23 protein-coding genes and 1 tRNA gene are annotated in these 22526 nt (G+C 68.8%); 12 read left to right on the top strand and 12 right to left on the bottom strand.

From position 1 onward, the window contains the following. Positions 1 to 9: 9 nt before the first annotated feature. The 3 genes from cpaB to DKG75_RS21685 all read right to left on the bottom strand — a co-directional run bounded on the left by cpaB (position 10) and on the right by DKG75_RS21685 (position 3422). A complete protein-coding gene (gene cpaB / locus DKG75_RS21690; RefSeq protein ID WP_166646297.1) occupies positions 10 to 870 on the bottom strand; it encodes a Flp pilus assembly protein CpaB in 861 nt (286 codons plus the stop codon). A gap of 403 nt (positions 871 to 1273) precedes the next feature. Further along, positions 1274 to 1429: a hypothetical protein gene (locus DKG75_RS23115; RefSeq protein WP_166646296.1), complete on the bottom strand. Its 156-nt coding sequence runs from the start codon at positions 1427 to 1429 to the stop codon at positions 1274 to 1276. A 91-nt stretch (positions 1430 to 1520) separates the two neighbouring features. Beyond that, a complete protein-coding gene (locus tag DKG75_RS21685; RefSeq protein WP_109923287.1) occupies positions 1521 to 3422 on the bottom strand; it encodes an autotransporter outer membrane beta-barrel domain-containing protein in 1902 nt (633 codons plus the stop codon). Positions 3423 to 3926: 504 nt separating this feature from the next. Between DKG75_RS21685 and DKG75_RS21680 the strand changes: the two genes are divergently transcribed. From DKG75_RS21680 to DKG75_RS21665, 4 genes are all read left to right on the top strand, one after another. After that, positions 3927 to 4370, top strand: a complete 444-nt coding sequence (locus DKG75_RS21680) for a response regulator (protein ID WP_109923286.1) — start codon at positions 3927 to 3929, stop codon at positions 4368 to 4370. A 110-nt stretch (positions 4371 to 4480) separates the two neighbouring features. Continuing rightward, the gene (locus DKG75_RS21675; protein ID WP_109923285.1) at positions 4481 to 5248 is read left to right on the top strand and encodes an ABC transporter ATP-binding protein; all 768 of its coding nucleotides are present in this window, start codon (positions 4481 to 4483) and stop codon (positions 5246 to 5248) included. 10 nt (positions 5249 to 5258) lie between these two features. After that, positions 5259 to 6314 (top strand): ABC transporter permease, encoded by a 1056-nt coding sequence (locus tag DKG75_RS21670; protein WP_243746413.1) that lies wholly within the window; start codon positions 5259 to 5261, stop codon positions 6312 to 6314. 11 nt (positions 6315 to 6325) lie between these two features. Next, positions 6326 to 7282 (top strand): ABC transporter permease, encoded by a 957-nt coding sequence (locus DKG75_RS21665; RefSeq protein WP_243746412.1) that lies wholly within the window; start codon positions 6326 to 6328, stop codon positions 7280 to 7282. Between the two features lie 10 nt (positions 7283 to 7292). On the opposite strand, the gene DKG75_RS21660 is transcribed toward DKG75_RS21665, so the two are convergent. Together DKG75_RS21660 and DKG75_RS21655 are read right to left on the bottom strand one after the other, a co-directional pair. Continuing rightward, complete coding sequence (locus DKG75_RS21660; protein WP_109923284.1) at positions 7293 to 8825, bottom strand: CYTH and CHAD domain-containing protein; 1533 nt, start codon at positions 8823 to 8825, stop codon at positions 7293 to 7295. Further along, complete coding sequence (locus DKG75_RS21655; protein ID WP_166646295.1) at positions 8825 to 9340, bottom strand: SixA phosphatase family protein; 516 nt, start codon at positions 9338 to 9340, stop codon at positions 8825 to 8827. Before DKG75_RS21655 ends, DKG75_RS21660 begins: the two co-directional genes overlap by 1 nt. Positions 9341 to 9526: 186 nt before the next feature. On the opposite strand from DKG75_RS21655, the gene DKG75_RS21650 reads away from it, so the two are divergent. Then, the gene (locus DKG75_RS21650; protein ID WP_109923282.1) at positions 9527 to 10165 is read left to right on the top strand and encodes a peroxiredoxin; all 639 of its coding nucleotides are present in this window, start codon (positions 9527 to 9529) and stop codon (positions 10163 to 10165) included. Positions 10166 to 10307: 142 nt separating this feature from the next. After that, the gene (locus DKG75_RS21645; protein ID WP_109923281.1) at positions 10308 to 10850 is read left to right on the top strand and encodes a response regulator transcription factor; all 543 of its coding nucleotides are present in this window, start codon (positions 10308 to 10310) and stop codon (positions 10848 to 10850) included. A 3-nt stretch (positions 10851 to 10853) separates the two neighbouring features. On the opposite strand, the gene DKG75_RS21640 is transcribed toward DKG75_RS21645, so the two are convergent. Then, positions 10854 to 11267 (bottom strand): tellurite resistance TerB family protein, encoded by a 414-nt coding sequence (locus DKG75_RS21640; RefSeq protein WP_109923280.1) that lies wholly within the window; start codon positions 11265 to 11267, stop codon positions 10854 to 10856. Positions 11268 to 11332: 65 nt separating this feature from the next. Further along, positions 11333 to 14092, bottom strand: coding sequence for an ATP-dependent DNA helicase (locus DKG75_RS21635; protein WP_109923279.1), 2760 nt, complete (start codon positions 14090 to 14092; stop codon positions 11333 to 11335). Positions 14093 to 14190: 98 nt separating this feature from the next. Between DKG75_RS21635 and DKG75_RS21630 the strand changes: the two genes are divergently transcribed. The 3 genes from DKG75_RS21630 (at position 14191) to DKG75_RS21620 (ending at position 16504) form a co-directional block, all read left to right on the top strand. Next, positions 14191 to 14394 (top strand): type II toxin-antitoxin system prevent-host-death family antitoxin, encoded by a 204-nt coding sequence (locus DKG75_RS21630; protein WP_109923278.1) that lies wholly within the window; start codon positions 14191 to 14193, stop codon positions 14392 to 14394. A 143-nt stretch (positions 14395 to 14537) separates the two neighbouring features. Continuing rightward, positions 14538 to 16139, top strand: a complete 1602-nt coding sequence (locus tag DKG75_RS21625; RefSeq protein WP_109923277.1) for a lysine--tRNA ligase — start codon at positions 14538 to 14540, stop codon at positions 16137 to 16139. Next, on the top strand, positions 16136 to 16504 hold the full coding sequence (locus DKG75_RS21620; RefSeq protein ID WP_109923276.1) for a DUF952 domain-containing protein: 369 nt from the start codon (positions 16136 to 16138) through the stop codon (positions 16502 to 16504). The genes DKG75_RS21625 and DKG75_RS21620 overlap by 4 nt, the downstream gene beginning before the upstream one ends. Here DKG75_RS21620 and DKG75_RS21615 read toward each other — a convergent pair. Beyond that, positions 16393 to 17226 carry an IclR family transcriptional regulator gene (locus DKG75_RS21615; RefSeq protein WP_109923275.1) on the bottom strand — a complete coding sequence of 278 codons (834 nt, stop codon included), beginning with the start codon at positions 17224 to 17226 and terminating at the stop codon, positions 16393 to 16395. The genes DKG75_RS21620 and DKG75_RS21615 overlap by 112 nt on opposite strands. A gap of 42 nt (positions 17227 to 17268) precedes the next feature. After that, positions 17269 to 18117 carry a fumarylacetoacetate hydrolase family protein gene (locus DKG75_RS21610; RefSeq protein WP_109923274.1) on the bottom strand — a complete coding sequence of 283 codons (849 nt, stop codon included), beginning with the start codon at positions 18115 to 18117 and terminating at the stop codon, positions 17269 to 17271. Here DKG75_RS21610 and DKG75_RS21605 point away from each other — a divergent pair. After that, complete coding sequence (locus tag DKG75_RS21605) at positions 18116 to 19084, top strand: histone deacetylase family protein (RefSeq protein WP_109923273.1); 969 nt, start codon at positions 18116 to 18118, stop codon at positions 19082 to 19084. The genes DKG75_RS21610 and DKG75_RS21605 overlap by 2 nt on opposite strands. Here the strand turns inward: DKG75_RS21605 and gpt are convergent. From gpt to DKG75_RS21590, 3 genes are all read right to left on the bottom strand, one after another. Then, a complete protein-coding gene (gene gpt, locus DKG75_RS21600) occupies positions 19056 to 19556 on the bottom strand; it encodes a xanthine phosphoribosyltransferase (protein WP_109923272.1) in 501 nt (166 codons plus the stop codon). The genes DKG75_RS21605 and gpt overlap by 29 nt on opposite strands. A 109-nt stretch (positions 19557 to 19665) precedes the next feature. Continuing rightward, a tRNA-Ala gene (locus DKG75_RS21595) sits at positions 19666 to 19741 on the bottom strand. A gap of 123 nt (positions 19742 to 19864) precedes the next feature. Continuing rightward, entirely contained in the window at positions 19865 to 20365 is a 501-nt protein-coding gene (locus tag DKG75_RS21590) for a TIGR02300 family protein (protein ID WP_109923271.1), read from the bottom strand. Positions 20366 to 20482: 117 nt separating this feature from the next. Between DKG75_RS21590 and aroA the strand changes: the two genes are divergently transcribed. Next, entirely contained in the window at positions 20483 to 21799 is a 1317-nt protein-coding gene (gene aroA / locus DKG75_RS21585; protein ID WP_109923270.1) for a 3-phosphoshikimate 1-carboxyvinyltransferase, read from the top strand. 13 nt (positions 21800 to 21812) lie between these two features. Further along, positions 21813 to 22472, top strand: coding sequence for a (d)CMP kinase (gene cmk, locus DKG75_RS21580; RefSeq protein ID WP_109923269.1), 660 nt, complete (start codon positions 21813 to 21815; stop codon positions 22470 to 22472). Positions 22473 to 22526: the final 54 nt, after the last annotated feature.

Below are 22526 nucleotides of genomic sequence, written 5' to 3'. Positions count from 1 at the left end.
TATCCTCACTCATGGCACTGCCTGCTTGCCGGTGTTGGTCCCCAGGATGACTTCGACCTGCCGCGGCGCGACCACGGCCGGCGTCGGCAGGGCGCTGCCGCTGTCGGCGGCCGGCTCGGGACGCGGGGCCCCGGTCAGATCCTCGAGGCGGACCGGCTTCACCTGCTGCTCGGCGGTATCGGTCGGGTTGCGCAGGGCCAGGTAGAAGGCGCCCGACTGCTTGGCGACGGCAAGCACCAGGGCCTGTTCCGAGGTCACGGCGACGGTGATGTTCTGCATCCGGATCGCCCGGTCGCCCGCCTCCTCGGTCAGCGCCTCGCCGACCGAAAGGACGCGCAGCGCCTGCAGGACAACGCGGGATTCCCGCCGCTCGGGATTGCCGCCCTCTTCCGCCGGCCCGAGAGCCGTATTGGCGAGGACGAGCTGAATGTCGACCAGATCGTCGGCGCGCAGGAAGTTGCCGACCGCGACCTCGTCGTTCACGCGGAGCGCGACCGCCCGCATGCCTTCGGGCACCAGCACCGAAAGGCCCGGCTTGGTACCGTCGCCCGGCGCGAGGATCGAATTCTGCAGCACGATCTGGCCGGCCGGCAGGGCCGACAGCGCCACCGCGCCGATCGCCGAGCGCAGGTCCGAGAAGGAGCCGGCCGGCGCCGGTGCCTGCACGCGCAGGACCGAGAGCTTCGCCTGCTCGATCTTCTCGCCGCGCCCGATGTCGCGCAGCGCGACGACGATGGGCACCAGATCCTCGCGCGGCTGGGCCGTCGCGACCTGGCCCGGCACGGCAGCCGGCGGCGGACGCCGCAAGGTCATTGCACCATAGGCGATGAGACCGATGGCCACCGCCACCAGCACCACCCCCAAGATCAAACGAAACTTAGATCGCCCCATCGGACCGCGCCCCTGACTCCGAAAGTCCATGACTTGGCCCGGACCGGAACCCCGCGCCCCCGAAGAGAAGCGAGCGGTCCCGACTCAAGCCACCAATGTCACGCCAATTTGGCGCCATTTGGTAAAGGTTTCGTTTGCGAAACGGCGTGCCCGGGAAATTTGCCGCCCTGCCGCCTGCCGCCCCCCGCCTTCGACCGCGGCAACTATAATCGAAACGGCCCGATACAGAACCAATTATAACCCAATAACGGCCAAGATTTCTCCCCATCGGCGCCACCGGAACCGCCCACGGGGCAAAGAAAAACCCGCGATCCCAAAGGGATGCGGGTTCTCGTCGAAGGTGAAGCGAGGGGTTCCCGGCGGGCCGCCCCTCAAGGGCCCCTCAGGGAAAGGGGATCGACAGGCCGCCGCCGGCACTGGCGCCGCGGCCGGTCCCGCCGTTGGCGCCCCCGGTCAGGCGGCTGCCGCAGGCCGCAACCTGAAGCGCCAGCCCCATGACGACGGCAAGGGCGAGACCCTTCATCAAACGCGCACGCATGTCATTTCATCCTGCGAGATCGGAACAGCTGCCCGATACTCTAATTAAAGGGGCGCGCCAAGGCAAACCGGGCGCGCCCCAGCGTCGTCGATCAGCCGCCGATGCCGCCGATGGCACCGACAAGGCCGCTGAGCAGGTCGCCGACCACTGGGATGGAGGGCAGGACGTTCTGCAGCACGACCGGGGCGGCGCCGAGGTTGACGCTCGACAGATTGTTCGACAGCAGGCCGTTGACCGTGTCGAGCACCGGATCGAGGGCGCCGTTCTGGGCCCCGACCAGACCGTCGACGAGGCCGGTCAGCGAACCGAGCGGCGCATTCGGCGCGGTCAGGTTGTTCAGCTGGCCGGTCAGGGCCGACAGGGCGCCGGTCTGCGGATCGACGAGGCCGCCGACCAGGTCCGACACGACTTCCAGCGGGGTGCCGTGCAGCAGGTTGTCGACCGTGCCCTGCACGGTATCGATCAGGCCGCCGTCGGTGCTGCCCGAGGACGCCCCCGGGAGAGCCCCGGCGAGGCCGCCGGTCAGGCCGGCGAGCAGGTCGTGGACGCCGTCGAGCACCGGATCGAGCGCACCGACATTGGCGCCGGCAAGGCCGTTCACCAGGTCGGTGACCGGGCCGAGGGGACCGGCGTCGCTGGAGGTCAGGTCGTTCAGCGCGCCGGTGAGGCCGGCCAGGGCCCCGGTGTTCGGATCGACCAGGCCGTCGACCAGATCGCCGACGCCTTCGAGCGCCGTGCCGTCGAGCAGATTGCCGACCACGCCCTGGACGACGTCGATCAGGCCGTCGTTTGCCGTGGCGCCCGACCCGGTCAGGCCGCCGGTCAGGCCGCCGGTGAGACCGCCGGTCAGTTGGGCGAGGATCGAGTTCAGGCCCGAGATCACCGGCTCCAGCGCCTGGTTCTGGGTGTTCACCAGGCCGTTGACGAGATCGGTGACCGCGCCGAGAGCGCCGCCGCCCGACGAGGTCAGGTCTTCGAGCGCGCCGGTCAGGGCGCTGAGAGCGCCGCTGTTCGGATCGAGAAGCCCGGTGATCAGGTCGTTCAGCGGGGAGAGGATGGTGTTCTCGGTCAGGTTGCCGACCAGATCCTGCACGCCGCAGATCAGGCCGTCGCCGCAATTGGCGTTCGGATTCGGCGGCGGGGGCGGCGGCGGCGGGGGCGGCGTGACATCGCCGAAGTCGTCGCCGCCGTTCTTGGCCGCGCCGACGAGGCTGATCTGGCGCAGGCCGAAACCGGCACCGCCGTTGGTCAGGAAGTTCGGCCGGCCGAGGTTGCGGTGCATGTCGATCAGGCTGGGCGTCGCCGCCTGCTTGGTGCGGTCCGTGCTCAGCAGGCTGGTGCCGCTGTTGAAGTAGAAGCGGACGCCGCCATAGCCCATGGTGCCGTATTCGTCGAAGGCGCCGGTCGCGAACAGCGCCAACCCCGGGACGTCGGTCAGCAGGGCTTCGATCTGGATGTCGCCGCCGATCTTGGTCTCTTCCGAATAGCTGACGCCGCCGCCGAGCCGCAGGTTCGGGTTGGCATAGATCGAGACGCCGAGACGGCCGTAGACGCTGTCCATCACGTCGCCGGTCTGGTAACCGACCAGGCCCTCGAGGGTGATGTTGTCGAGGTAGTATTCGGCGATGCCGGCGACCGAATACTGCTTGATGCCTTCGACGTAATAGCCGCCGGCGGCGACGCCGATCAGGCCCTGCTGCGGGTCGCGGTAGAAGAGCTGGGCGGCGCCGCCGGCAAAGCCGGCCTCGTCCGCCGTGAAGCCGGCGACGCCGTCGACCTGCAGGCCGAGCTTGTCGCCGAGCGGGATGGTGATCGAGGGCGCACCGCCGTAGGTGCCGCCGTTCTCGTCCGCCCCGCCGAAGATTTCCAGGTTGAAGCTGGTCTCGGCGACCGCACGCGTGCCGTAACCGAACTGATCACCCGAGACCGGGTAGGCATCCTGGGCGGCGACGAAGCCGGTGGCCGACAGCGCCGCTGCCGCCGTGGTGGCCATAAGTACCGCCTTAATGGAAGAATATCCCGTCATTTTACTTGAGCCCCTTCTTAAGCCCGCGCCGCCCGATTCACGTGGAATCCGACTCAATCGCTCGGAAACATTGAATTTTTCTCGGCGAGCCCGGCTGACTGTCCTCTGCCTGCCGGGTTCCGTCAGACCCGTATTACACGCGAATACCCACCAATCCGAAGTCGTATCGCACCTATTTTGGATGGAACTCCGCCATAAGACCCAATTTGAAGATAAAGCCCCATGGATCCGAAATCGGGGGGAAATTGGCGCCTTTGCTCCTTGACCCCACTCGCCCGTTCTTCAAAGTTGCAGTGGAAATGCACGCGAAAGTGACGTCGCGGGCGATGATCGGGCGGGACAGCAGGGTTTTTCCGACGGCCGTCAGAAGGTCGCGGGAATTCGGTCGAACGGGGACTGGTGCCGGGGCAAAGCCCGGCCGGTCACCCGGTGCGGCGCCTTGCCGCGGCTTGGGCCGCCGGAACGGAAAGCATGGCGACGATGGTACAGGCATTGACGAGCGGCACGCATCAGGGACCCCAGGTATTGCTGGTCGACAGCAATATCGAGCGCAGCCGGCATCTGCGCGAACACCTGGCATCCTGGGGCTTTGCCGTCACCGTGGCCCATGACGGCTACTCGGGCCTGCGCCACATCATGAGTATTTGGCCCGAATTGATTGTGGTCGACTCCGAACTGAAGGGGTGGTCGTCGTCGGTGGTGATCGACGGCGCGGTCCGCCTCGGCTCGCGGGCGCCGGTCATCATGCTCACCGAACAGGGGCAGAGTTCCGCCTCGCGCTCGTCGCGCCGCCGGGTCATCGGCATCATCGAAAATCCCAATTCGGTCAGCGAATTGCGCGCCGTGATGATGAATGCCCTGACCAAGGTCTCGAGCGAGGGCAGCGGCCTCGGCGACAATTTCGACATCGCCTGACCTCTCCGTCATTTTTTTCACACCGCAGCGCAATGAAATTGTCTTTGCGCACCGGCCGAAGCGGCTTAGCCTCGTGATGCAGGGGTTATTCGGGCGGGGTCTGGACGCGGATGGGTGATGCGACTCTCGTCGTGGACGATGTCCACAAGCGCTTCGGCAATCTCGAAGTCCTGAAGGGCATCTCGCTTTCCGCCAGCAAGGGCGACGTCATCTCGCTCATCGGCGCCTCGGGCTCGGGCAAGAGCACTTTTCTCCGCTGCATCAACCTGCTCGAAACCCCGGATTCCGGCGACATCAGGGTCGAGGGCGAATTGATCCGCATGAAGCGGGACCGCCAGGGCCGCAGCATCCCCGCCGACGCCCGCCAGGTCGACCGCATCCGCGCCAAGCTCGGCATGGTGTTCCAGGGCTTCAACCTCTGGTCCCATATGACCGTGCTGCAGAATGTGATCGAAGCGCCGGTCCATGTCCTGAAGAAGCCGAAGGCGGAGGCGATCGCCGAGGCGGAGGCCCTGCTGGCCAAGGTCGGCCTCGCGGAGCGGCGGAACTATTACCCGGCCCATCTTTCCGGCGGCCAGCAGCAGCGGGTCGCGATCGCCCGGGCGCTGGCGATGAACCCCGCCGTCATGCTGTTCGACGAGCCGACCTCCGCCCTCGACCCCGAACTGGTCGGCGAAGTCCTGAAGGTGATGCGCGACCTGGCCGAGGAAGGCCGCACCATGCTGGTGGTAACCCACGAGATGGCCTTCGCCCGCGACGTCTCCTCGACCGTCATGTTCCTGCACCAGGGCAAGGTGGAGGAGGCGGGGCCGCCCGCCCAGGTCTTCCGCAGCCCGGCCTCCGAACGCTGCCGCCAGTTCCTGGCCAAGCATCTCTGAGCCCGGCGCGATGGATCCCGCCGCTCCCGAAGCCGTTCCCGCCCTGCCCGATCCGGGCCTCTTCGGCGATCTCGCCGGCTGGCTGCTGACCCTGCTCGGCGGGCTCGGCTATCTCGTCGCCCTCGCGGTCAAGGGCGTGTTCTGGCTGCTCGGCATGCTGTGGTGGCCGGTCGGGCAGGTGCTGGGCCTTGTCGTCGACGGCCTCGGCTGGGTGCTGGGCGGGATCGGCAGCGCCATCTACGACTGGATCGCCGCCGACCATCCCGGCCTCGCGGGCGAGATCGATCTGCTTTCCTTCGGCAAGGGCGGCTGGGGCGACGATCTCTGGGCCGGGTTGCAGCTTACCCTGCAACTGGCCGCGATCTCCCTCGTCTTCGGTCTCGTCATCGGCTTTCTCGGCGCCGGGGCCAAGCTGGCGCCGTCGAAATGGCTGAACCGCATCGGCAATCTCTATACCGTGCTGATCCGCGGCCTGCCCGAGCTTCTCACCCTGATGCTGATCTATTACGGCATCCAGTTCGGCCTCCAGGGCCTGATCGAACTCGTCGCCTTGCAGGACCTGTGCGCGGCGACCGCGCTGCCGGCGAAAATGGCGCTGTTCGGCCTCGAGGACGGGACGCGGGCGTTCTGCGGCGCGACCACCGTCAATGTCTCGGGCTTTGCCGCCGGCACCGTGGCCCTCAGCCTCGTCTTCGGCGCCTTCGCGACGGAAGTGCTGCGCGGCGCGATCCTGGCCGTGCCCAAGGGCCAGCTGGAGGCGGCGCGGGCCATCGGCATGTCCCGCGCCCTGCTGATCCGCCGCGTGCTGATCCCCCAGGTCTGGCGCTTCGCCCTGCCGGGGCTCGGCAACCTGTGGCTCAACCTGGTCAAGGATACGTCCCTGGTCTCGGTCATCGCCCTGGACGAATTGATGCGCAAGGCCGGCATCGCCGTCGGCGTCACCAAGCAACCCTTCCTGTTCTATGGCGCCGCCTGCGCGCTCTATCTCGCGGTCACCGGCGTTTCCATGATCGTCTTCGCCCGGGCGGAACGCTGGGCATCGCGCGGCGTGCGCCGGCCGGTCTGAGGGAGACGCCCGTGGAACCCCTCGCCCCCGCCCCCGCTCTCGCCCCCGAAGCTGCCGTGCCGCCCGACGGCGGCGGGGTCTTCAGCACCATCGGCGACCTGCTTCTCGCCCTGCTCGGCGCGCTCTGGTCCGCCTTCGCCTGGGTGGTCGAGGGGCTGGTCTATCTCGGCGGCGGCTTCAAGCAGGGCCTGCGCGCGGTCTGGCTGTTCCTCGGCGACCTGCTGTCGCCGGCGCTGGACCCGATCGGCGCGCTGCTGTCCGAACATACGCCGGTGCTGGCCAAATATGGGCCGAAGCTGCTGGACGGCCTGTGGACCACGACCGAACTGGTGACCCTGTCGCTGCTGATCGGCGGGCTGCTGGCGATCCCGGTCGCCTTCGCCCTGGTCGCCCGCATCGCGCCGCTGCGCTGGCTGGCCACCGCCTATATCTTCTTCTTCCGGGGCACGCCGCTGCTGGCCCAGATCTTCCTGATCTATTACGGCTCCGGCCAGTTCCGCGGCTTTTTCGAGCAGGCGGGGCTGTGGGGCGTGTTTTCCGAAGCCTATTGGTGCGCGCTGATCGCCTTCAGCCTGAACACCGCCGCCTATACCGGCGAGATTCTGCGCGGCGGGATCCTGGGGGTTCCGCCGGGCGAGATCGAGGCGGCGAAGGCGCTGGGCATGAATCGGTGGCTGATCCTGCGCCGGGTGGTGCTGCCCGGGGCCTATCGCATCGCCCTGCCCGCCTATGGCAATGAAATCGTCCTGATGATCAAGGCGAGCGCGGTCGCCATGGTCGTCACCATCCTGGACCTGATGGGCCAGACCAAGCGGGCCTATGCCCAATCCTTCTCGCTCGACGTCTATCTCTATGCCGCGGCGATCTACCTGTTCCTGAACTGGGCCTTGAGCCGGGCGTGGAAGGCGCTGGAAGACTGGATGAACCCCCAGCGCCGCCCGCCCGCCCATGCGGCGGAAAAGAAATAGGCCCGGGGGCCTACTCTTTCCAGAAGCGTTCCTGCACCAGGACCTCGGCCCATTGGGACTTCAGGGTCTTGCGCTTGCGCTCCAGCGACGCGCCGTAGAAGCCGCTCAAGGCCCCCTCGGCATAGGCGCGGCCGGAGTCCGACCGCCCCAGGGTGACGATCAGGCGGTGCGCCACATCCATGTCGTTCAATTCGCCGAGGAAATCCTGCAGGCCGGCCAGCCCGTCGAGGAATTTCCGCACCTCGCGGGCATCGAACAGCCCGCCGAAGAATTCGAGCGCATAGCGCAGCCGCTTGATCTCGATGCGGAGCGCATGCAGCGCCTCCGCCTCCAACTGCATGATATGGCGGCCGCGCTTCAGCACGCGCTTGAAATGCTGGCTCAAGGTTTTCGCGGCGAAATCGGCGACAGGCGCATGCAGGGCCGCCTCGTCGCCGTCCTGCACCCATTCGCGCGCGGCGACGAAACGGCCGAGCGAGAGGGCGAGACGGCAATGGCGGGAATCCTCGATCGCGCGCCGGGCCAGGGCATAGCCCTGGGCCCGCTCGCTTTCCGCCTGCATCAGCACGCGGTCGAAGCGGGCGTCGGGGCCCAGCGCCTCGAACACCGGCCCGGCGACATCGCCGATGAAGACATCCCAGTCGCGTGCCGGCCCCAGGGCCGAAGCCAGCCATTTCACCTCGTCCGAGAGGTCCTTGGCCGGCTGCGCCCCGACGATCGGCCGGAACAGCTTGAAGCCGGAGCGCAGGCGCCGCAGCGCCACCCGCATCTGGTGCACGCCCTCGACGTCGCGGCCGTCGAGCACGGCTTCGACATTGGCCAGCCACTGGCTGGTGCAGTCCTGCACGATGCGGCCGAAGGCTTCGCCCGCCGAAAGCTCGGGCGAGACATCCAGCCGGCCGGCCTTGGCCGGGGCGGCATGGCGCCCGGCGGCCAGGCGGGCGCCGCGCTCCGCCTTGGAAACGACGACGACCTGGGCCGGCACCTGTTCGGCGACCGCAAGCGCCAGGGCGAAGAGATCGGCGGGATCGCCCGCCTTCAGCTCGAACTCCAGTTCCGAAATCGGAATCTCGCCCTTGCCGGGGGCCCGGATCACGCCCTCGTCGACCGCCACCTCGACCTCGCCGCCGGTGCCGAGCGGCAGGCGGCGCAGGGTGCGGCGGAAATCGGTCTCGAACACCGCCTCGATCCGGTCGGGGCCGAGGGTGCGGGTATCCAGCACCGTATCGACCGTGCCAACCGGGAAGACCGAGAAATCGGGCACCAGGCCGCGGCTTTCCACTTCCCACTCGCGGCGGGTGGCAAGGCCGGCCAGGCTCTTGACCGGGACCTTCACGCAATGCAGCCGGCGGCGCCCGTCCTCGCGCACCCGAAGGGTGATCTTGGCGGCGGCCAGGCTGCGCTCCGGCGTGTCGAAATAGGTCGATTTCAGGGTCCGGTTCTGCACCGAGCCCAGATTGCCGCGGGCGAGCACCGGCAGGCGGCGCAAGCGCGGCAGATCCTCGGCCGCGACCGCCAGCTTCAGTTCGATTTCCGCGCTCATCAGACGAGATCCTTCGGAATGACGAACAGGTCGAGACGGCCGCTGCGGCGCTTCAGCGCCGCCCAGGTCCCGGCATCGGCCCGGATCACGGCAAGGCCGGCGGTCGGAAACTTCACCGCCATCTTTTCCTCGAGCGCACTGCCCCGCGGCTCGATCAAGGTCGCGGCCAGATCCTCGAGCCCGGGATTGTGCCCGATCAGGAGGACGCTGGCGGCATCATCGCCCAGGCAGCGCAGCCGTTCCAGCAGCTTCGCGGCCGAGGCGAGATAAAGCTCGTCCTCGATCAGGGCCGGGGTATCGTCGCCGATCACGGCCTGCACCCGGGCCAGGGTTTCCCGCGTGCGGAGCGCGCTCGAACACAGGATGATCTCGGGCAGCAGCCCTTCGTGCCGCAGGAAGGCGGCGACGAGACCGGCCGCCCGCTCGCCCCGCTGGTTGAGCGGACGGTCGCGGTCCTCCATCGACGGGTCGTCCCAGCTCGATTTGGCGTGACGCAGCAGAATAATGGTCTTCAATTGGGCCTCGGGAATCATGCCGCACACTGGCGGCAACTCGCCCCAGATTAGCGGCTGCGGCGCCGCATAAAGAACGTATAATATTTGTTCATTTATTTCCGCTTGAACTTCCCCGTGTAAATTGCTTCTCCTGTTGCCTGCGGCGCGCCGCCTCGGCGCACCCTATGCGCAATTGGAGGCATTGAGATGACTCTCAGGCTTGGCGACATCGTTCCGGATTTCACGCAGGACTCGACCGAAGGCCCGATCCAGTTCCACGACTGGCTGGGATCGAGCTGGGGCATCCTGTTCTCCCACCCCAAGGACTTCACCCCGGTCTGCACCACCGAACTGGGCTATACGGCGAAGCTGAAGCCCGAGTTCGACAAGCGGAACGTCAAGGTCCTGGCGCTGTCGGTGGATTCGGCCGAAAGCCACAAGAACTGGGTCGGCGACATCGCCGAAACCCAAGGAACGGCGATCAATTACCCGATCCTGGCCGATACCGACCGCAAGGTCTCGGATCTCTACGACATGATCCACCCGAATGCGAACGACACGCTGACGGTGCGTTCGGTCTTCATCATCGATCCGAACAAGAAGCTGCGCCTGTCGCTGACCTATCCGGCCTCGACCGGGCGGAATTTCGACGAAATCCTGCGCGTCATCGACTCGCTGCAACTGACCGACGGCTATTCGGTGGCGACGCCGGTGAACTGGAAAGACGGCGACGATGTCATCATCGTCCCCTCACTCCAGGACCCGGCCGTGATCGCCCAGAAGTTCCCCAAGGGCTATAAGGCGCTGAAGCCCTACCTGCGCGTCACGCCGCAGCCGAACCGCTGACATTGCCCCGGCCCGGGCCCCGCCTCGGCGGGCCCGGGCCCCAGGCAGCAATGCCGCCGCCCCCTGCCGACATCGCTTCCGCGCAGTCCTCCCGCCCGCCGATCGGGGGAGGAATGGCCGCGCTTATCGCCAAAACGACCAGATGTTGGTTATTTTGACGTTTGACCTATCTTTCGCGCGATGCGAAAAAAACGTAACGAAATCGATAAATAAACATGGGGAGCACCATCCCGGGCACCAAGCACCGCACTGCGCACGAAAGCCAAGAATAATGGAGAAAATCCTTAAAATACTTCAGGAAAGGCCGAAAATACTCATCGTCTACGACGATGCGGCGAACCTCCCGGCATTAAAAGACTATATTACATCTTGGGGATTCGAGACGGATTCGGCCCCCAACGGCTACTCGGCCATGCGGCGTATCCTGGAAGGCCGCCCCGACGTCATCATCATCGACGGCGACCTGCGCGGTTGGGAGTCGCTGCGGGTGGTCGAGGCGGCGGCGCGGCTGGGCTCGCGGGCGCCGGTGGTCATGCTCAGCGAACCGGAGCCGGTCGATATCCCGCCGGTGGTGCGCCGGCGGGTGGTCGGCATCGTCGACCGCAGCGACCCGGTTTCAAGCCTGAAGCAATTGATCGTCACCGCCCTGGAGCGGCGCTACCCCCGGATCGGCCCGGCCTCGTAGGGCTCAGGCGCGGCGATAGCGGGCCTGGACCGCGCGCTCGATGGCGACCGTGGTCAGGCGGTCGACCTTGAGGCCGGCGCGGACGAGTTGCAGCAGGCGGGCCTCGGTCAGGTCCAGCTTGCTGTCGACCGCCGCCAGTTCGCAGGCGAGGGCATAGGCAGTGTCGTGCAGTTCGGCCGGCAGGCCGAGGCCGATCATGCGCATCACTTCCTCGAGCCCCTTCGGCGCATGCAGCATGGCACCGCAGGCGCGGGCGGAATCGGGCAGCCGGTTGACGTCGTAGCCGCGAAACACCGGCAGGGTCTTCACGATCTCGCCGATGGCGTGAAGCTCGCCGTCCGTCATGTCGCCGTCCGAGGCGGCGACACAGACCATCACCCAGATCAGGGCGTCATGGTGGCTGATGCGTTCGGTCATGCCCGTTTTGTCCTATTTCTGTCGGCCGGCAGGAATAGAGGATCGCCGCCGGCTCGGCAAGGCGGTCATTCGGCCAGGAAAGCGCGGACGGTGGTAACCGCCTCGGCCAGGCCGACCCGGCCGACCGTCACCCCCGGTGGAAAGGCGGGCAGCAGGCGGGTCGGCGTCATGGCGTCGAGCAGGACGAAGACGCCCCGGTCGCCCGCCTGGCGGATCAGCCGGCCGAAGGCCTGGCGCAGGCGGAAGCGCACCAGCATGTCGTCATAGGCGGCACCGCCGAAGGCTTCGCGCCGGGCGCGGTGCAACAGGCTGGGGCGCGGCCAGGGCACCCGGTCGAAGACGATGAGGCGAAGCGCCCGCCCCGGCACGTCGACCCCGTCCCGGACCGCATCGGTGCCGAGGAGGCAGGCATTCTCCTCCGCCCGGAACAGGTCGACCAGGGTGCCGACATCCATCGGATCGACATGCTGGGCATAGAGCCGGATCCCCGCCGCATCCAGCGGCCGCTCGATCCGGGCATGGACCCGGCGCAGCCGCTCGACCGCGGTGAACAGGCCGAGCCCGCCGCCCCGCGCCGCCAGGAACAGGCTGCGGTAGGCGGCCGCGACCTCGTCCGCCTCGTCGCGGCGGACATCGTTGACGATCAGGACCCGCGACTGTTCGGCATAATCGAAGGGCGAGGCGAAACTGGCCCGTTTCGCCGGCAGGATCAGGTGGCCGGCGCCGGTCCGCGCCTCCGCCGCCTGCCAGTCGTCGGCCAGCTGGGGGTTGCTGTCGCGCAGGGTCGCCGAGGTCACGAGGACGCCGTGGGCCCGTTCCAGCAGGGCGCCGGTCAGGGGCACCGTCGGGTCCAGCCAATGGCGATGGAGGCCGACATCGACCTCCCGCCCGCGGTCGCGCTCGATCGCCAGCCAGTCGACGAAGGGGGCCGGCACGGGTTCCGGCCCATCGGCGACCGTCTCCAGGGTGCGCAGCATGGCGCGCCAGGCGGTCACCGGCTGCGACAGGCGCCGGTCCAGGCTGCGGATCCCGGCTTCCAGGCGCTGCCGGGTGGGCGTGTCCAGGTCTTCCGCGTCCTTGTCCAGCCGTTCGGCCAGGCGGGCCTTCAGGGCCGCCGCCGGCTCCGCCAGGCTGCGCAGCACGCCGTCGACCGTCCGGGCGGCCTCCAGCAGGTCCGGGGCCGGCTCGATCGCCGGGGCTTCCAGGGCGAAGCCGCCGCGCTGGTCGATCGCCCGGGCGGTGACGAAGCGGCGGGCCTCGGCCAGGAAGGCTTCGACCGGGCCGGCGGCGCTGCCCCCGGCGATCCGCGCCGTCCAGCCCTCGCCCGGCAGGCTGGCGGCGGCGCGGCGCACCGCCTGGAGGGCGGTCTCGGCGGCCTCGTCGCCGGCGATCAGGTCGCCGATCCGCCGCTCCAGCCCGCGGCCGCGGCCGGCGCGGCGATGGCCGGCCTCGGCCCCGCGCAGCCAGCGGCGCAGTTCCGCCGTCTCCGCCCCGGTCAGCCGGGCGGAAAAGGCGCTGTCGGCGGCATCGAAGACCTGATGCCCCTCGTCGAAGACATAGCGCGACGGCAGGTCGCGCGCCTCGCCCGCCAGGGCCGCCTGGATCATCACCAGGGCATGGTTGGCGACGACGATTTCCGCCGTCTTGGCCCGCGCCCGGGCGCGTTCGATGAAACACTTGCGGAAATGCGGGCAGGCGGAATGGATGCATTCGCCGCGCCGGTCGGTCAGCGCGCCCAGGCGGGCGCCGGCCAGCAGTTCGATCGCCCAGGTCGGGAAATCGCCGCCCACCATGTCGCCGTCGCGGCTGTGGCGGGCCCAGCGGACGACGAGGCCGATGGCAATGGCGCTCGCCCCCGGGGCCACCCCGCCCGGCCCCGCGACCTCTTCGAGGTTGAGCAGGCAGAGGTAATTCTCCCGGCCCTTGCGGATCACCGCCCGCCGGGCCTTTTCCGCCGGATCGGGGTAGAGGCGGGACAATTCCCGGTCCAATTGCCGTTGCAGGTTCTTGGTATAGGTCGAAAGCCAGACCGCCGCCTTGTTCTTCCGCGCCCAGACCGCCGCCGGCGCGATATAGCCGAGAGTCTTGCCGATGCCCGTGCCCGCCTCGGCCAGCACGACGCGGGGCATGCCCGCCATGTCGCGGAGGCCGAACGCCTCGGCCACGGTGGCGGCATAGTCGCCCTGGGCCGGGCGTTCCTCGGCGTCCGGGCCCTTGATCGCGGCCAGGGCCGCCCGCGCCTCCTCGGCCGAGACCGGCAGGCCGAGGGGCGGCGGCGGCGGCGCCGGCTCCTCCCATTCCGGCAGGCGGTTCCAGACGTCGAGGCCCGAGCCCCGGCCCTCGCCCCCATCCGCCCGGCCCAGCGCCGCCAGCACCAGGGGCGCCCAGGCCCAGCCGCCCCGCCCCATGGTGAAGGCGATGCGCGCCGCCTCCGCGCCGTCGCGGGCCTGGCGCAATTCGCGCAGCAGGGCCATCGCCACCTCGGGCAGGACCATGGCCTCGTCCGCGAGGTCGCGCGGCTCGTCCAGGCCGAACAGCCGGGCGAGGCCGGCGGCACTGGGCAGGCAGAATTGCGCCGGCCGGACGAAGGCGAAAAGTTCGAGGACGTCGAAGGCCCTGAGCGCCGTCACCCCCAGGCGCCGCGCCGTCAGCGGCGCATGGGCGACCAGCAATTGCCCGGAATCGGCGACCAGGGCGGCATCGCGCAGGGACAGGTCCTCGATCTCGCCGGTCGGGCGCACCACCACCGCCTTGCCGACGCCGACGGCAAGGGCCGGCAGGTCGAGCTGCGGCAGGGCGACGGCAAGGGAGGACGATTCGGCCATCCGGCGATGATAGAGCGCCCCCGCCCCCCCGCCAGGGATTATGAACCCCGGCGCCTCCGCGCTTGCGAAGCGCATGGTTCCCAATACTGTAGGCAGCCATGGGAAAAACCATCTCCACAGCGGATGCCGACGGCATTCCGCACGGCGAGCGCGGGCGGCCTGTCGCGCGCATCGTCCCCGCAGACGGGAGCGACAGCACCGCATCGGCGGCGCGGGCAGCATTGCTGTCGCGTCTCGAGCATCAGCCTGTCGCCAACGTCGGCCCCTGGACGCGCGCGGGGCTTTATGACGACGAGCGGTGAGGATCGCCCGATGGCCCCGTCGCGCGCCGCACCCGCCCGGGCGGGTGGCGCCCATGCGTCGCCATTGAATTGACGAAAGCCCTGCGCACGCTTAGGAACGGACGCGCAGCGAAGGCGCTGCACGCCAAAGGAGTTGTCGAGAGATGTCGAGCGAGATCCGCGAGCTTGCCCTGAAAGCCCGTGCCTGGCCCTTCGAGGAGGCACGGAAACTGCTGGCGCGGATCGAGAAAAAACCGGAAGTGCTCGACAAGGGCTATATCCTGTTCGAGACCGGCTACGGCCCCTCGGGCCTGCCGCATATCGGCACTTTCGGCGAGGTTTCGCGCACCACCATGGTGCGCTATGCCTTCCACATCCTGACCGACGGCAAGATCCCCTCGAAGCTGCTGTGCTTCTCGGACGACATGGACGGCATGCGCAAGGTGCCGGAAAACGTGCCCGAGCAGGCCCTGCTGCGCGCCAACCTGGGCAAGCCGCTGACCAAGGTGCCGGACCCGTTCCACAAGTTCGACAGCTTCGGCCATCACAACAATGCCATGCTGCGCTCGTTCCTGGACCGCTTCGGCTTCGAATACGAATTCGCCTCGGCCACCGACTATTATGCCGAGGGCAGGCTCGACGCCATGCTGCTGCGCATGCTCGATGTCTATGACGAGGTCATGGCCATCATGCTGCCGACCCTGCGCGACGAGCGGCGCCAGACCTATGCCCCGTTCCTGCCCGTGCACCCGAAGACCGGCGCCGTCATGCAGGTGCCGATCGAGGGGCGCGACACCGCCAAGGGCCTGATCCGCTGGACCGACCCCGCGACCGGCGAGAGCTTCGAGACGCCGGTGACCGGCGGCGGCTGCAAGGCGCAGTGGAAGCCGGACTGGGCGCTGCGCTGGGCCGCCCTCGGCGTCGATTACGAAATGTCGGGGAAAGACCATATCGACAATGTGAAGACGTCCAGCAAGATCTGCCGGGCCCTGGGCGGCCTGCCGCCGGACGGCTTCAACTACGAACTGTTCCTGGACGACAAGGGCCAGAAGATCTCGAAGTCGAAGGGCAACGGCCTGACGATCGAGGAATGGCTGACCTATGCCAGCCCGGAAAGCCTGTCGCTGTTCATGTACAGCCAGCCGAAGACGGCCAAGCGGCTCTATTTCGACGTCATCCCGCGCCAGGTCGACGACTATCTCGACCATCTGGCCGCCTATCCCGGCCAGGAGCCGGCGAAGCAACTGGAAAACCCGGTCTATCACATCCATTCCGGGCAGCCGCCGGTGGTGAAGCTGCCGATCACCTTCGGCCTGCTGCTGAACCTTGCCGGCGTCGTCGGCTCGGAAGACAAGGCCGTGCTCTGGGGCTTCATCGGCCGCTACGCGCCGGGCGCCACGCCGGAGAACCAGCCGGTGCTGGACGATCTGGTCGGCCATGCCATCGCCTATTACCGCGACTATGAAAAGCCGACCCGCCAGTTCCGCCTGCCGACCGAGGTCGAGCGCGCGGCCCTGGAGGAACTGGCCGCCTGGCTGGAGACAAACCCAGCCGACCAGAGCGCGGAAGCCCTGCAGACCGAAGTCTTCGAAATCGGCAAGCGCCACCCCTTCCCCAGCCTGCGGGACTGGTTCAAGGCCAATTACGAAGTGCTGTTCGGCCAGCCCCAGGGCCCGCGCATGGGCTCGTTCATCGCCCTGTTCGGCGTCGCCAACACGGCGAAGCTGATCCGCCAGGGCCTGGCCGGCGACCTGGCCACGGCATGACCGGAAAAACCGTCTACAAGATCATGGACACGGCGGCCTGGGACGAATTCCAGGCCTCCGGGGTCTTTGCCGGGGCGCCGGTCGACCTGGCCGACGGCTTCATCCATTTTTCCGACGCGCATCAGGTCCAGGGCACGCTGGACCGGCATTTCGCCGGTCGCGGCGATCTGGTCCTGGTCGCCGTCGCCGCCGACCGCCTGGGGCCGGCGCTGGTCTACGAAGTCTCCCGCGGGGGCGACCTCTTCCCCCATCTCTACGCCAGCCTGCCCCGTTCGGCGGTGGTCGGCGCCGCGGCTCTCGCCATCGGGGCGGCGGGACGCCAGGATTCCGCCACCGCCATCGCCCGCCTGTCGCCCGCGGACTGATCCAGCAGCACGGCGGAAATCCGCCGCGCGGCCCGGACCAGGAGATCGCCGACGCGGGCGCTGTCGCGCTCGCCGGCCGGGACCGCGATGGCCGCGACCACCCGGTCGCCAGCGCCGAAGACCGGCACCGCCACCCGCAGGGCGCCGACCGGCCCCGCCCCGGCATGGACGGCAAAGCCGACGCGCCGCTGCACCCGCAGCGCCTGCCGGAAGGCCGGCCAGCCGTCGCCCAGCCCCGCCGCCGCGATCGCCGGCGCCGCCACGTCGTGCAGGCGGCGCAGGCTGCGGACATGGTCATGGGCAAGCAGGACCCGGGCGGCCGCGCTGTCGAAAGGCTCGACGGTGAGGCCGCGCAGCAGGTCCGGGGGCACGTCGGCCGCGGGCCCCGCCTCGACATGGGTGACGACGATCCGGTCGCGGTAGGGCTCGACCACGGCGACCAGCCCGAGCGTGCGGGCCAGATCGGTCAGATGGGGCCGCGCCGCGGTCAGCAGCGGGTCATAGAGCCGGATCAGCCGGTCGAGCCCGATCACCGCCGGGCCGAGGACATAGGCCCCGTCCGGCCCGGGCGAGACCAGCCCGGCATTGGCCAGGCTCTTGAAATAGCGATAGATGGTCGACCGGGAATACCCCGTGCGCGCCATCGCCTGTTCGACCGTCCAGCGCGGCTTTTCCGCGGCGAAAAGGTCCAGAATTCTCAGCATGCGATCGAGACTGCTCATCCCAGCGCTCCAAAAGGCTCGGACGAGGCTCGATCCCGGGCCTCATCCCTCCTCTGATACGCGGTGGCGCAGCAATCCGATCTGTCCGATCTCGACCTCGACCACATCTTCCGCCTTCAGCCAGGGCGGCGGGGTCTGGCCGGCGGCGACGCCGGAGGGCGTGCCGGTCGCGATCACGTCGCCCGGGTGCAGGGCGGTGAAGGACGAGAGATAGGCGATGATCGCCGGAATGCGGAAGATCATGTCCGCCGTGCTGCCGTGCTGGCGGACCGTGCCGTTCACCATTGTCTCGATCGAGAGCGCATGGGGGTCGCGGATCTCGTCCGCCGTCACCAGCCAGGGGCCGAAGCCGCCGGTGGCGGGAAAATTCTTGCCCGGGGTGAACTGGCCGGTATGGCGCTGGAAATCGCGCACCGAGGCATCCTGGAAGATCGAATAGCCGGCGACATGGGCCATGGCGTCGGCTTCGCGGACATGGCGCGCCGGCCGGCCGATGACCACGGCCAATTCGCCCTCATAATCGAAATCGGCCGAATTCCGCGGCAGGATCAGGTCGTCGCCGGGGCCGGCCAGCGTATCGGCGAAGCGGGTGAAGACGGTCGGATAGGGCGGGGGTTTCCGTCCCATCTCCGCCGCGTGATCGGCATAATTGACGCCGATGCACAGGATCTTGCCCGGCGCCGGCACCGGCGGCAGCAGTTTCACCGCGGCAAGTGCCAGATCGGGCGCGGCGCGGCCGGTTTCCAGCGCCGCCTTGCCAAGGCTGGTCGCGATGCAATCCTTGATCGTCGGGGCTTCGGCGCCGAGGCGGGCCGACAGGTCGACGATCCCCCCATCCTTCACGGCGCCGTAGCCGAGGCGCTGGCCATCGAGAAAAGAGACGAGCTTCATGGCATTCTCCGCTGAACCGCCGGGCAAGGAAGGTAAGCCCATTCCATTGCCGCTCGTCCACCATCAAGGCTACGCCCCGGACCTGCCCGCCGGGCATCGCTTCCCCATGGCGAAATTCGCCCTGCTCTTCGCCCGCCTGCAGGCGGAGGGGCTGGCCGCGCCGGCCAATACCCATGTCCCCGCCCCGATCCCGCGCGACGCCCTGCTGCGCGTCCATGACGCCGCCTATGTCGATGCCGTGCTCGCCCGTGCCGTACCGCCGGCGATCGAGCGGCGAATCGGCCTGCCGGTGGACGACGGGGTGGCGCGGCGCGCCCTGCTGGCGGGGGGCGGCACGCTGCTGGCCGCCCGGCTCGCGCTGCGCCACGGGCTGGCCTGCAATACCGCCGGCGGCAGCCACCACGCCCGGGCGGACAGCGGCGCCGGCTTCTGCATCTTCAACGACGTGGCGGTGGCCGTCCGCGCCCTGCAGGCCGAGGGCCTGATCCGCCGGGCCCTGATCGTCGATCTCGACGTCCATCAAGGCGACGGCACGGCCGCGATCTTCCGGGGCGATTCGTCGGTCTTCACCCTGTCGGTTCACTGCGGCGCCAATTTCCCGGTGCGGAAGGAGGCGGGCGACCTCGACATCGACCTGCCGGCGGGGACGGGCGACGCGGACTATCTGGCCGCCCTGGCGCCGGCCCTGGCGCGGGCGCTGGCCGCCGGCCCCTATGATCTCGCCTTCTACAATGCCGGCGTCGACGTCCATGCCGACGACCGGCTGGGCCTTCTGGCCCTGAGCGACGAGGGCATCGCCGCCCGCGACCGCCATGTGCTGGCCGCCTTGCGGGAATCGGGGCTGCCGGTGGCCGGCGTCATCGGCGGCGGCTATATGGACGACGTCGCCGCGCTGGCCGGGCGCCATGCCATCCTGCACCGGACGGCGGCGGCCCTGATCAGCCGGCGATCGGCGGCTGGAAGCTGAGGCCCATGTCCCAGGGGAAATAGATCCAGGTGTCCTGGCTGACCTCGGTCACATAGGTATCGACCAGGGGCCGGCCCATGGGCTTGGCATAGACCGTGGCGAAATGGGCCTTGGGCAGCATGTCGCGGACGATTCGCGCCGTCTTGCCGGTATCGACCAGATCGTCGAGCAGCAGGATCTCGCTGCCGCCGTCCGCCGCCAGGTCGGCCAGTTCCGGGCCGACGCCCTTCATCACCTGGGCCGCGCCCTGTTCCTTGTAGTCGTGGTAGGAGGCGATGCAGATCGTGTCGATCAGGCGGATGTTCAGTTCCCGCGCGATGATCAGGGCCGGTACCAGGCCGCCGCGGGTGATGCAGACGATCGCCTTGTATTTCCGCGTCCCCGCGGTCAGGCGCCAGGTCAGGGCGCGGGTATCGCGGTGGAACTGTTCCCAGGAAACGGGGAAAGCCTTTTGACTGTTGGGTTCCGACATGTCGTGCTGATCCCGCTTCGATCGTCCCTGGAGGCACCCGGGCGCCGCAGCGCCGGAAAGCAAGAAAGGCGACCCTTTCGGGTCGCCTTTTCCTTTTGCTTCAGACGGTTGGTGGAGCCAAGGGGAGTCGAACCCCTGACCTCTTGAATGCCATTCAAGCGCTCTCCCAACTGAGCTATGGCCCCAAACCGTCTAACCCGCTGATTCTGCTACCGTTTTTGAATTGCCTCGCGGCCGGTCGACGATGGCGTCGTCTGCGGTGGCGCGGAACTTAGTGACAGGCCGCGCCCCGGTCAAGCAGATTTTTTTCAGCGATCCTTCTCGTCGTCAAGGTCGAGGTCGGCATCGACCACGTCCTCGAGATCCTCGTCGTCGAGATCCTCGTCGGCGTCGAGCAGGGTGTCGTCGTCCTCGCTGTCGTCCTCGACGTCGTCGACGTCGATGTCGTCGTCACCGTCCTCGTCGCCGTCGGTCGCGTCGGCGATGATGTCTTCCTCGTCGCCGTCGAGTTCCTCGATGCCGGCGTCGTCCTCTTCGTCCTCATCCTCGTCCGCGGCCCGGCCGGGGGTATCCTCGTCGCTGTCGTCGTCGACTTCCTCGTCGTCGCGATCGACCACCGCCGCCGCCGCGGCGACCGCCTTCGACTTGGCCGCCTTCGCGTCCGGGCGGACCCGGCGGATCTTCAGCGCCGCGTCAGGCTCGAAGACCGCTTCGCACTTCGGGCACACGATCGGATCGCGGCCCAGATCATAGAAGCGGGCGCCACAGGAAAGGCACTGCCGCTTCACGCCCCATTCCGGTTTGGCCAAGGTTGTTCTCCATGCGAAAAATCAGGGGGTCGCTTTGCCACGAAGTGCACGGTCTGTCAAAGCGATTGGCGACGTGGTAAGTGCACCACTCGTCGATTCGGACATCGAGGCCCTGACGTGCCTGCGCAAAGTGCAAAATCCAGCCCCGCCCTCGCCGGCGCCGTTACGGTCCCGGGGGACAAGTCGATCTCTCATCGCGCCCTGATTCTGGGCGCCCTTGCCGTCGGCCGGACCGAGGTGACGGGCCTGCTCGAAGGCGACGACGTGCTGCGCACCGCCGAATGCATGCGCCGCCTGGGCGCCAAGGTGGTCCGCCTCGGCCCCGGCCGCTGGCAGGTCGACGGCGTCGGCGTCGGCGGCCTGGTCGAGCCGGCGGACGTCCTCGACATGGGCAATTCGGGCACCGGCGCCCGCCTGCTCATGGGCGTCGTCGCCGGCCACCCGATCACCGCGGTCTTCACCGGCGACGCCTCGCTGAACCGCCGGCCCATGGCCCGGGTCACCGAGCCGCTGGCACGCATGGGGGCGGCCTTCGTCGGCCGCGCCGGCAACAAGCTGCCGCTGGCCGTGGTCGGCGCCCGCAATCCCCTGCCGATCGAATACCGCCTGCCGGTCGCCTCGGCCCAGGTGAAATCGGCCATCCTGCTTGCCGGCCTGTGCGCCCCGGGCGAGACCACGGTGATCGAGCCCGAGCCGACGCGCGACCATTCGGAACGCCTGCTCGGCCATTTCGGTGCCGAGATCCGCATCGTCGATGCCGCGGACGGCAGCCGCCGGGTGACCCTGCGCGGCCAGCCGGAACTGACCGCCGCCCCCGTGGTCGTGCCGGGCGACCCCTCCTCCGCCGCCTTCCCGCTGGTCGCGGCCCTGATCGTGCCCGGCTCGGATGTGATCATCGAGAATGTGGGGCTGAACCCGCTGCGCATCGGCCTGTTCGACACGCTGATCGAGATGGGCGCCAGCATCGAATACCTGAACCGGCGCGTTGCCGGGGGCGAGCCGGTCGCCGACTTGCGGGTGCGCCATTCGGCGCTGAAGGGCGTCACCGTGCCGGCCGAACGGGCGCCCTCGATGATCGACGAATATCCGGTGCTGGCCGTCGCCGCCGGTTTCGCCACCGGCACGACCCGGATGAACGGCCTTGCCGAACTCCGCGTCAAGGAAAGCGACCGCCTGGCCGCCGTCGCCGCCGGCCTGGCCGCCAACGGCATCGCCCATGAGGCCGGCCCGGATTTCCTGATCGTGGCCGGCAAGGGCAAGGTCCCGGGCGGCGGCACCGTCGCCACCCATATGGACCATCGCATCGCCATGTCGTTCCTGGTCATGGGCCTGGCCGCGGAACGGCCGGTGACGGTCGACGACATTCACATGATCGACACGTCCTTCCCCGGCTTCGGCACCCTGATGGCGTCGCTCGGCGCGACACTCGAATGAGCGGGCGGCTCGAATGAGCGGGCGGCCCTTCGTCGTCGCCATCGACGGGCCGGCGGCGGCCGGCAAGGGCACCCTCGCGCGCCGGCTGGCCGCCGCCTTCGGCTTCGCCTATCTCGATACGGGCGCGCTCTACCGGGCCGTCGCCCTCGGCCTGCTGCGCGCCGGCAATGCCAGCCCGAGCGAGAGCGACGCGACCAAGGCGGCGCTGCGCCTCGACCATCAATGGCTGGCCAGCCCCGATCTCCGCCAGGAGGCGACGGGCAATCTCGCCTCGGTCGTCGCCGCCATGCCGGCGGTGCGCGCGGCCCTCGACGCCTTCCAGCGCCGCTTCGCCGCCCAGCCGCCGGACGGCGCCCCCGGCGCCGTGATCGACGGCCGCGACATCGGCACCGTGATCTGCCCCGGGGCGCCGGTGAAACTGTTCCTGACCGCCTCGGTCGCCGCCCGCGCCGACCGCCGCCGCCTGGAACTGGAAGCCCGGGGCGAGAGCGCCGACCTCGCCCGCATCGCCGCCGAGATCGAGGCGCGCGACGCTCGCGACGCCGGCCGCGCCGCCGCCCCCCTGAAGGCGGCCGAAGACGCGCACTTGCTGGACACCTCCGATTTGGGTATTGAAGACGTCTTCATGAAGGCGAAGGCCATCATCGAGACGGCGCGGCAGGCGCGGGGCTGAACGGCCCGGCGCCTTTCGCGTGTTTTTTGCTGTCCGTGCCCCCGCCTGGGAGAA

The organism is Zavarzinia compransoris, from assembly GCF_003173055.1.
GTDB lineage: Bacteria > Pseudomonadota > Alphaproteobacteria > Zavarziniales > Zavarziniaceae > Zavarzinia > Zavarzinia compransoris.
This window is presented reverse-complemented; position numbering and strand designations above follow the sequence as displayed.

Excerpts from the sequence above, each read along its gene's own strand:
- DKG75_RS21650 (WP_109923282.1), top strand. The coding sequence starts at position 9,527 with ATGACTCTCAGGCTTGGCGACATCGTTCCGGATTTCACGCAGGACTCG.
- DKG75_RS21605 (WP_109923273.1), top strand. The coding sequence starts at position 18,116 with ATGGCATTCTCCGCTGAACCGCCGGGCAAGGAAGGTAAGCCCATTCCA.
- DKG75_RS21620 (WP_109923276.1), top strand. The coding sequence starts at position 16,136 with ATGACCGGAAAAACCGTCTACAAGATCATGGACACGGCGGCCTGGGAC.
- DKG75_RS21635 (WP_109923279.1), bottom strand. The coding sequence starts at position 14,092 with ATGGCCGAATCGTCCTCCCTTGCCGTCGCCCTGCCGCAGCTCGACCTG.
- DKG75_RS21645 (WP_109923281.1), top strand. The coding sequence starts at position 10,308 with ATGTTGGTTATTTTGACGTTTGACCTATCTTTCGCGCGATGCGAAAAA.
- DKG75_RS21660 (WP_109923284.1), bottom strand. The coding sequence starts at position 8,825 with ATGAGCGCGGAAATCGAACTGAAGCTGGCGGTCGCGGCCGAGGATCTG.
- DKG75_RS21670 (WP_243746413.1), top strand. The coding sequence starts at position 5,259 with ATGGATCCCGCCGCTCCCGAAGCCGTTCCCGCCCTGCCCGATCCGGGC.
- DKG75_RS21615 (WP_109923275.1), bottom strand. The coding sequence starts at position 17,226 with ATGAGCAGTCTCGATCGCATGCTGAGAATTCTGGACCTTTTCGCCGCG.
- DKG75_RS21630 (WP_109923278.1), top strand. The coding sequence starts at position 14,191 with ATGGGAAAAACCATCTCCACAGCGGATGCCGACGGCATTCCGCACGGC.
- DKG75_RS21680 (WP_109923286.1), top strand. The coding sequence starts at position 3,927 with ATGGCGACGATGGTACAGGCATTGACGAGCGGCACGCATCAGGGACCC.
- DKG75_RS21610 (WP_109923274.1), bottom strand. The coding sequence starts at position 18,117 with ATGAAGCTCGTCTCTTTTCTCGATGGCCAGCGCCTCGGCTACGGCGCC.
- gpt (WP_109923272.1), bottom strand. The coding sequence starts at position 19,556 with ATGTCGGAACCCAACAGTCAAAAGGCTTTCCCCGTTTCCTGGGAACAG.
- DKG75_RS23115 (WP_166646296.1), bottom strand. The coding sequence starts at position 1,429 with ATGCGTGCGCGTTTGATGAAGGGTCTCGCCCTTGCCGTCGTCATGGGG.
- DKG75_RS21625 (WP_109923277.1), top strand. The coding sequence starts at position 14,538 with ATGTCGAGCGAGATCCGCGAGCTTGCCCTGAAAGCCCGTGCCTGGCCC.
- DKG75_RS21675 (WP_109923285.1), top strand. The coding sequence starts at position 4,481 with ATGGGTGATGCGACTCTCGTCGTGGACGATGTCCACAAGCGCTTCGGC.
- cmk (WP_109923269.1), top strand. The coding sequence starts at position 21,813 with ATGAGCGGGCGGCCCTTCGTCGTCGCCATCGACGGGCCGGCGGCGGCC.
- DKG75_RS21685 (WP_109923287.1), bottom strand. The coding sequence starts at position 3,422 with ATGGCCACCACGGCGGCAGCGGCGCTGTCGGCCACCGGCTTCGTCGCC.
- DKG75_RS21640 (WP_109923280.1), bottom strand. The coding sequence starts at position 11,267 with ATGACCGAACGCATCAGCCACCATGACGCCCTGATCTGGGTGATGGTC.